A 7,934-nucleotide genomic window follows, 5' to 3' on the forward strand; every position below is an offset into this window, starting at 1 on the left:
GGCCTGTTTGATACATGAAAACCTGAAAACCCGCTCTTGCGAAGGCAAAAGCGGGTTTTTTTTGAGGACGCATACTGAGGTACTAAGTGGCATAATTTGAAAATGAAGCGAGTGTTCAAAACCCGTCATTTCAGCCGCTGGATGCGTAAAACAGAATTGACCAATAGCGCCTTGTGCGCTGCAGTGACGGAAATGGCGCAGGGTTTGATTGATGCCGAATTAGGTGGCAGTGTGGTCAAGAAGCGCATCGGGATAGCGGGCCGCGGCAAGCGCGGGGGTGTCAGAACGCTTATCGCGACCAATAAAGGCGATCGATGGTTTTTCGTTTTCGGTTTTGAAAAAAATGACCGAGCGAATATTGCAGACGACGAACTTGAGGCCTTGCAGGGTATTGCCGAGCAGTTGCTAGCCAGATCAGGCCCGGAGCTCGATCAAGCCGTTATAGATGCATCGTTAGAGGAAATTTGCCATGACCCCAAAAAATCAGACCCCAGTTAAAGCCCGAAGTACCAAGGCCAAAAGCCCGATATTTGACGCTGTGCACGAAACGGCTCGCGATTTTCATCGCCTCGGGTTTATCAGCAAGCGCAACATGCATCAATTCGATGCGTTGTGCATGGAGTCCGTCCCTGACTATGACAGCGAGAAAATCCGTGCTCTGCGCGATCACCTTCAGCTTAGCCAGGCTGTGCTCGCCGCCGTTTTGAATACCAGCCTGTCAACCGTGCGCAAATGGGAGGGTGGAGAAAAGCACCCGAGTGGCCCATCTCTCAAATTGCTAAGTCTTCTTGACCGCAAAGGATTGGAAGCGGTTCTTTGACGGATTTTTTGCCGGGTGGGAAGAGGGCGGAAGGTCAGGCTGAGCGATTAGATGCTATTAAATAAGTAGCTGCTTGCGCCCGACGAATAAGGGCTTACGGCCTGTTTGATGCATGAAAACCTCAAGCCACGGCTCTTGCACAGGCAAAAGCGGGCCTGGCGTGCCGGCGCCTGTAAAGTCACATCGTGGCCCGCGGTGTCAGTCCGCACTTTGCGGGATATATCGAAGGCGTCTAAAAAATGTTCACCGATCCCTGGCTCAATCGATGGCTTTCCCTTGTGCTTGAACGGGCAGACTCCGGCCCCGTGCTGGAGATCGGATGTGGCCACGGAGACGACACGGCTGTTCTTGCCGGTGCCGGGTTGAAGGTTCACGCCTTCGATCTTTCCAGCGTATCAGCCGGCATCACGAAGCTTCGTGTACCGGCGGCAGTGGTGGAGTGCCGAGACGTGCGAGAACCCTTCCCCGAAGTGGCAAGTGAGCTGGGGGTTATCGTCGCCAGCCTGTCACTTCACTATTTTTCCTGGTCTGAGACGCAGGCTCTGGTCGGGCGCATCCGTTCAGCCTTGCGCCCCGGCGGCGTCTTTCTTTGCCGCCTCAACTCCGACCAGGACCACCACTTCGGCGCCAGCGGCCACCCTGAAATCGAGCCCAACTTTTTCATGGTCAAGGGTGAACCCAAGCGCTTTTTCAATGAAGCCGCGATCACGTCACTTTTTGCAGAAGGCTGGAACAGGCTTTCGCTTGAGCACTTTGTCACCAAAAAGTACGTCAGGTCCAAAGCCCTTTGGGAAGTGGTGCTTGAGCGCACGGAGGCCTGAGTTTTCGCAGATGACGGCCACGTCCCCTGGGAGCCGAGTAACAAATTTACCCGGAGACGCCACTGATCGTTGCATGACGCCGTTGCCCGCAAACAGTCATCGTGCCGTGTTGCGGTGGATCTGCGGCGAACATGCAGAGGCCGCGCATGAAACCGGCTTTGCCATGTCAGCGTACGAGACGAACGTAGCCCGGCGTCGCGCGCGATGTCGCCCGCGCCGCGCCCAAAGCCAGATTCAATACCCTGGCCGATGTAGGGTTCGCGGGATGTGCTTCGGAGGTCCAGTAGAAGAATGGGGTGGGTGTATTGGGAAACCACGCCGAGTCAAGCATTGGCGGCGCTGCGTTGCCGAAATTCACCAGATCATGCAGTTCGGCCATTGATGGCAAACGCCAGTCAGAATATCCGCATAGCTTCGCCGCATTCACAGCTTTGACGTAAGTCAGAGCATTGGTTGCTGCCGTTAGCTGATCCGGTGAAGGACGCGACGGCACATTGGAAACCATCACTTGCGTCTTGTCCTGATTGTCGAAGTTGGTGTACCTGTTGGCTTTATCCCTGAAACTTCCATCCGAAGGCTTGCCTTCCCACGTCAATCCTGTGACGGCGTCGAGAACGCATTCGGTGCGGGCATAGGGTTGACCGTCGGGGCCCGCTATCGTTTTAAAACTGACACCTCTGTCATTCGGAGACTTTGCGCTGTTGGTCAGCGAGGGCGCAAAACGAACCATCCGCACGTGGTTGGTTGCGGTTCGCAGGTCTGGTAATGTCGTCGCCCAGCCCAGATCGACACCCCAGGCCGTAAATTGAGGCGTAGCTGCGCGTGGCGTCGATGCCCAGAAGACCAAGCCGGTGTTTTCTGACGGGCGATTCGCCTCGGGCACTAGCCCTGTTTCGTCCGTCCTTGCGATGCTGAAGAGTTCTTTGATTGCGGGAAGGCGCCAGCCCGAAGAATTGGCTGTCGCGACCAGTGCTTCATCAAACGTGAGCTTGCTGGCAGAGCCCACACACGCTGATCCGTTCCAGCCCTGGCCCTCGGCGCACCTTTTCCAGACCAGGTTCGTTTGGCGGTCAAGCACCTGATGCCCATCTGCGGAAACTTCGAAGCGACTCTGGGCGATGCCCGTCAGCGGCAAGGCGAGAGCCACCGCTAACAAGTACGGCGATAGGTTCAAGGGCAGTCTCCTGAGCAAATTCTTCGATGGGCAAACGATTCCAGTTTGGCTGATGGCCCTGTGTATTTGTTGCAGGGGCTCTCTGTCCATTGCTTGAACTCAGGCATCCATCTCAGGCACTTCAAAAATCATCGGTACGCTAGATTTAAATGCTTTGCCCGCGGCAATTGCCTGCCTAAACTTCAATCTGGGAAGAGTCACAACGACTTCCTGGCCAAAATAATTTGCCAAAAATTCGCTGCTCGTTTTATCAAATTCTTGAAATGACACAATCGTATTGCATTGCGTTAGGATCGTTTTTGATACATTAGCCGTCCTTTGCGCAATGACCAAAAGACCGACGTTGTATTTTCGACCTTGCAAGGCAATCTGGGCAATGCTGTTCAACAATGGTTGCGACACTTTGTCAGAGACCCCGGAAAAATTCCATTCTGGAACGATTGTGTGAGCTTCTTCCAACACAAGACTAATTCGCCGACCAAAATTCTTATGCTTCTTGGCAATGTGAAACAGGATGCGAAAAAACGTCTTCGTGTAGGTCAATACACCAGAGGTATTTTCTACCTCAGGGAGTTCAAAAATCGCTAGCTTATCGTCGCTCTTCAGGAAGGCCTCTAACTCAGCAAAAATGCTCTCGGATATCTCCTTCTTTGCAACAATTGTTTTGTCAGTGTCTTTGCCATAGTTGTCTGCCATAGCGCGCTCAATGGCATCAATTTTTTTAAACAACTGAGCAGAGACTTCCTGCGATATGATGCTGCGCGCGTTCAAGTCCTCAAACTTTCCCACGTACTCGCCAGTGAAATCAATACAGATGCATTTCGTATCAGCGACATTCAAAAACTGCCGGATTAAATTGCGGGAGAAAACAGATTTTCCCGTGCCCGTTACTCCAATGACCGCCATATGGTGAGACATTGCCAACGATTTGTTTAACGTGACCGGGTAGTTCGTATTTGGTATTCGCCCGATTACATACTCGTCGTTGGCGGTAGGTGGCTCTTCAATATTTCTAGCCAGAAATACGGGCGAGTTGATTGTTGGCACCCAACCAAGCTGTTCAAACTGTAGTTTTTCCGAATTCCACGTACCCAACTGAAAGGCTTCTCCAATGATGAGTCCCGTTTGATTCTTTTGTTCCAGAGTTTCTATTCGGGTCACGCCCTCCACTATTTGATAGAGAACGTTTCGACCGTTAACAACAATCTCAACTAGTTGACCCTCTTCGATGTGTGTCTTCGAATTGTAGATAAATTTGACATTGTCAATCCGGCTGTTTTCAGTTACTACGCCAACTAGTCGTTCAACAACATCATTCATCGGAACATCGCCGACTAAGTAGATGACATCTGCCGATCTAGGGTCACTTACCTGAACGCCAAGAAAAATTTTCTCAATTTCCGAATTCGACAATACTTTGATCCATTGTTCTCGATCTAGCATATAAACATCAATGATCAAACCATGTCTGAGTTTCTCCTCTGAGGAGTAATAAAACTCCACAAAGCTAAAGAGCCGAGCCATTTGCTTTCGTCTCGACGAATCGAGAAGTTTGACCAAAAAAGTATTCTTCGACTGCACGCCAAAAATCTGGCCAAGTGCAGCGTCGCTCCTATCAGTAGTTTTATCAAACAGAAGTTCTTCAATTGTTTTCGCAACACTCGGAATATTAAGCACGGCGAATACGACCCAAAACAAGAACAGCGCATTGAATTGGTCAGAATTACTACCGAATTGCTTAAAAGCTCCCCACAGGAAAAAAGCTGAAAAAAGCGTTTCAGGCTTACCGAGTTCTCGATTCAGGCGACTCACGAATCTAATGAGCCTCAATTCACCGGCCAGCGGGCGCTCGCGGAACCAAAGCAACAGGTAGCTCGAAATCAACAAATAGACAGTTGCGGAAAAAAAGCACCAGTACAGAAAATCCCTATCCCCGCTGGTGACCAACAATAGCGACATAGCAGCCGTCGCAGCATTTACAAATATGTTTGCGTCTTTTGAAAAATGTGGCTGATCAATTAATGAAAGTAGCACCAGCAGCAGCAATCCTGATGCGAACCAAAACTGACTCGCAAAAGAAAAACTGCCTGTAGCAAAGTAGCTTACGCAGATCAGCGTGAAGATCGCCATTGCAATCAATGACAGACGGTACGCTTTACTCATTCGCGTCACCAAGTATGGTTAGCTTCATGGTCATTTGTTCTCTCCCTGGTACTAATTGAACACATATCCCGATAGGCAGCCGTGACAGGGTACAAAGAAACCATGCCGGACACATCCTTCAAATGGAGGATATATGCAGCTGTTTATGTGATTAAGGAGAACTGCAACGAACGATGCCGCATCGAGTGCCGCACTTGCAGCGCACCATTGGCAGGAGGATACTCGCGGGCGTCAAAAACGCACCAGGAGTCAAACATGGCGCTCGCGCCGACACCCAACTTCACCATCCAGCACATCGACCACATCGTGCTTCGTGTCGCAAGCCATGAACGCGCCATCTCTTTTTACTGCAATGTGCTGGGCTGCAAAGTCGCCAGAAGGCGAGATGACCTTGGCCTCATCCATCTGTCAGCCGGCAGCTCCATGATTGACCTGGTCGCGCTCGACGGCAAGCTCGGGCAGCGGGGTGGCGCTGGCCCGGCGAAGGAGGGCCGTAATGTCGATCATCTGTGCCTTCGGGTTGAACCCTTTGATGAAGCGGCTCTGACGCAGCACCTTGCCGCGTACAACATACCCACCCATGGGCCGGCTGCCGTGAACTTCGGGGCGGAGGGGGAGGGCCTGTCGCTTTACCTCTCTGACCCCGACGGCAATACGGTGGAGTTGAAGGGCCCTGCGCGCGCCTGAAGCCTCTGGGGGGTGCGCGGATTGCTATGGAATCAGTAGCTTCTCGCGCCCGAATCCATTGGGCTACAGCACGTTTTGATGCGTCATTTGCAGCCGGATTGGCTAAAAACTCACGCTTCTGGATCTGTCGCACGCCCCAGTGCAGCCACCAGGTCAGGCTGGGTGCTCAGCCGACCAGCCGCTCGCCGCTGCCAATGATTGGAATAGGGGGTGCCCGGTGCTGGAAAACAGGGGAAGCAGGAAGCCACTTACTTGTAAAACGACTCGACTTTGCCCTTGAGCTTGATCATCAGCGGCTGGCCCTTGCGGTCCAGCGCCTTGCCGGCGGGCACCTTGATCCAGCGCTCGCTGATGCAGTACTCCTCGACGTCGGTGCGCTCTTTGTCGTTGAAGCGGATACCGATGTCGTGTTCAAACACGGCGGCAACGTGGTGCGGGCTGCGCGGGTCTGCGGACAGGTGGTCGGGCAGAGGGGGGCGTTCAAGGGTGTCGGTCATGGATGTTTTTTGGGTTAGCGCGAATCGTCAGCCATTTTCCCTGATTTGGGCCGGGCACCCGCTTCAACCCCCCAGGCCCGCAAACACATTTTGCACATCGTCGTTGCCGTCGATGGCGGCCAGGAAGGCTTCCACTTCTTCCAGGTCCGCGGCGCTCAGGCTGGCCGGGTCGACAGGGTTTTTGGCCTTGTAGCCGAGCTTGGCCGACAGCACGGTAAAGCCATGGGCCGGCAGCGCGCGGCTGACGATGTCGAGGTCGGTCGCATCGGTCAGAAACATCGTGGTGCCGTCTTCATCGCCGGGCTCGAAGTCCTGGGCGCCGGCTTCAATCGCGGCCAGCTCGGGGTCGGCGCCCGCTGCCGCGGGTTCAGCCTCGATCATGCCGACATGGTCGAAATCCCAGGACACGGAGCCGGAGGTGCCCAGCTGCCCCTTGCGGAACAACACGCGCATTTCAGGGGCGGTGCGGTTCAGGTTGTCGGTCAGGCATTCGACCATGACGGGCACACGGTGCGGTGCGAAACCTTCGTAAATCACGTGTTCGTAATGAACCACATCTCCCGTGAGGCCGGCGCCTTTCTTGATGGCGCGCTCCAGGGTGTCCTTGGGCATGGAGACCTTGCGGGCCTGCTCGACCACCAGCCGCAGGCGTGCGTTCGACGCCGGGTCGGCGCCGTTGCGTGCCGCGATCATGATGTCCTTGGCCAGTCGGCCAAACAGCTTGCCCTTGGCATTGGCTGCCAGTTCCTTGCCTTTTGCTTTCCACTGCGCGCCCATGCTTGAAATTCCTTGGTGTTGCGGCGCTTGCATGCGCCTGGCTGGTTCGGGGGAGGGGGTCATGCGCGCTGTCTGAAACACCGAAGCACATCACCCAAGGGTTCCGGTTATACACCCATCCCCGGTCGATTCCGGCCGCCTGCCGAAGGTCAGGCGCGCACGCAACCCTGTCCCGGGCTGGTCGAACGCTGACTCGTCTACCATCAGGAAACGGGAGCCGTGCCGTATGGCCGCCACTCGCCCAACCCCTGATCTAAAAAAAATGGCCACACCCCCTCCAGCGTCTCCCCGGCCCCAGCCCCCCAGTGCAATGCCCGCGGCAGCCGCCCGCCAGGGCCTGAGCGCCAGCGAGGCGACACGCCGCTTCGCCGAGCAGGGCCCCAACCTGCTGCCCGGCAGCGAACCCAAGTCCACCGCTGCCATCGTGCGCGAAGTGGTCACCGAACCGATGTTCCTGATGCTGCTGGCCGCCGGTGGCATCTACCTGGCGCTGGGCGACCGGGGCGAGGCGCTGTTCCTGCTGAGTTTTGTGTTCGTGGTCATCGCCATCACGCTGGTGCAGGAGCGCAAGACGCAGCGTGCGCTGGAGTCGCTGCGTGACCTGTCGGCTCCGCGCGCCCTGGTGATTCGGGACGGCCTGGAGCAGCGCATTGCCGGACGCGAGGTGGTGCTGGGTGACCTGCTGGTGCTGCACGAGGGCGACCGTATTGCCGCCGATGCGCTGCTGGTGGACGGTCAGCTGGAGGTTGATGAATCGCTGCTCACGGGTGAGGCCGTGCCCGTGACCAAGCTGCCCCTGGCACCGGGGGCCGGCGATGCCCCCGCCCCCGTGCCGGGCGGCGACGGCACGCCGGCCTCGGCCGCCAGCGCCGGGCCGCCCCAAGCAAGGCCAGCCCCCTCGGGGGGCAGCGCAGCACACGAAGTGGCAAGCGTGGGGGCATCGGCCGCCAGCGCCGGGCCGCCCCAAGCAAGGCCAGCCCCCTCGGGGGGCAGCG

The 7,934-nt window shown here is 55.8% G+C and carries 9 protein-coding genes; 5 read left to right on the forward strand and 4 right to left on the reverse strand.

Annotation, left to right across the window (positions count from 1 at the left end; translation table 11 throughout):
• Positions 1–102 precede the first annotated feature (102 nt).
• From PSV26_RS08390 to PSV26_RS08400, 3 genes are all read left to right on the forward strand, one after another.
• The gene (locus PSV26_RS08390) at positions 103–498 is read left to right on the forward strand and encodes a type II toxin-antitoxin system RelE/ParE family toxin (protein ID WP_096696366.1); all 396 of its coding nucleotides are present in this window, start codon (positions 103–105) and stop codon (positions 496–498) included.
• A complete protein-coding gene (locus PSV26_RS08395; RefSeq protein WP_300569743.1) occupies positions 470–820 on the forward strand; it encodes a DNA-binding transcriptional regulator in 351 nt (116 codons plus the stop codon). Before PSV26_RS08390 ends, PSV26_RS08395 begins: the two co-directional genes overlap by 29 nt.
• A 239-nt stretch (positions 821–1,059) precedes the next feature.
• Positions 1,060–1,641 (forward strand): trans-aconitate 2-methyltransferase, encoded by a 582-nt coding sequence (locus PSV26_RS08400; RefSeq protein WP_300569745.1) that lies wholly within the window; start codon positions 1,060–1,062, stop codon positions 1,639–1,641.
• Positions 1,642–1,807: 166 nt separating this feature from the next.
• Here PSV26_RS08400 and PSV26_RS08405 read toward each other — a convergent pair whose 3' ends face one another.
• A complete protein-coding gene (locus tag PSV26_RS08405; RefSeq protein ID WP_300569747.1) occupies positions 1,808–2,815 on the reverse strand; it encodes a DUF1566 domain-containing protein in 1,008 nt (335 codons plus the stop codon).
• A gap of 99 nt (positions 2,816–2,914) precedes the next feature.
• Positions 2,915–4,978, reverse strand: coding sequence for a DUF87 domain-containing protein (locus PSV26_RS08410; protein ID WP_300569749.1), 2,064 nt, complete (start codon positions 4,976–4,978; stop codon positions 2,915–2,917).
• A 255-nt stretch (positions 4,979–5,233) separates the two neighbouring features.
• Here PSV26_RS08410 and PSV26_RS08415 point away from each other — a divergent pair, with 255 nt between their 5' ends.
• The gene (locus tag PSV26_RS08415) at positions 5,234–5,665 is read left to right on the forward strand and encodes a VOC family protein (RefSeq protein WP_300569752.1); all 432 of its coding nucleotides are present in this window, start codon (positions 5,234–5,236) and stop codon (positions 5,663–5,665) included.
• Between the two features lie 248 nt (positions 5,666–5,913).
• On the opposite strand, the gene PSV26_RS08420 is transcribed toward PSV26_RS08415, so the two are convergent.
• Complete coding sequence (locus PSV26_RS08420; RefSeq protein ID WP_300569755.1) at positions 5,914–6,162, reverse strand: DUF3297 family protein; 249 nt, start codon at positions 6,160–6,162, stop codon at positions 5,914–5,916.
• A gap of 63 nt (positions 6,163–6,225) precedes the next feature.
• Positions 6,226–6,939 (reverse strand): YebC/PmpR family DNA-binding transcriptional regulator, encoded by a 714-nt coding sequence (locus tag PSV26_RS08425; RefSeq protein WP_300514554.1) that lies wholly within the window; start codon positions 6,937–6,939, stop codon positions 6,226–6,228.
• Positions 6,940–7,249: 310 nt separating this feature from the next.
• On the opposite strand from PSV26_RS08425, the gene PSV26_RS08430 reads away from it, so the two are divergent.
• Positions 7,250–7,934 (forward strand): HAD-IC family P-type ATPase (locus PSV26_RS08430; protein ID WP_300569880.1); only part of this gene is annotated, 685 nt, incomplete at its 3' end.

The sequence above is a fragment of the Polaromonas sp. genome, from assembly GCF_029945685.1.
Classification (GTDB): domain Bacteria; phylum Pseudomonadota; class Gammaproteobacteria; order Burkholderiales; family Burkholderiaceae_C; genus Polaromonas.

Excerpts from the sequence above, each read along its gene's own strand:
- PSV26_RS08390 (WP_096696366.1), top strand. The coding sequence starts at position 103 with ATGAAGCGAGTGTTCAAAACCCGTCATTTCAGCCGCTGGATGCGTAAA.
- PSV26_RS08395 (WP_300569743.1), top strand. The coding sequence starts at position 470 with ATGACCCCAAAAAATCAGACCCCAGTTAAAGCCCGAAGTACCAAGGCC.
- PSV26_RS08400 (WP_300569745.1), top strand. The coding sequence starts at position 1,060 with ATGTTCACCGATCCCTGGCTCAATCGATGGCTTTCCCTTGTGCTTGAA.
- PSV26_RS08410 (WP_300569749.1), bottom strand. The coding sequence starts at position 4,978 with ATGAGTAAAGCGTACCGTCTGTCATTGATTGCAATGGCGATCTTCACG.
- PSV26_RS08415 (WP_300569752.1), top strand. The coding sequence starts at position 5,234 with ATGGCGCTCGCGCCGACACCCAACTTCACCATCCAGCACATCGACCAC.
- PSV26_RS08420 (WP_300569755.1), bottom strand. The coding sequence starts at position 6,162 with ATGACCGACACCCTTGAACGCCCCCCTCTGCCCGACCACCTGTCCGCA.
- PSV26_RS08425 (WP_300514554.1), bottom strand. The coding sequence starts at position 6,939 with ATGGGCGCGCAGTGGAAAGCAAAAGGCAAGGAACTGGCAGCCAATGCC.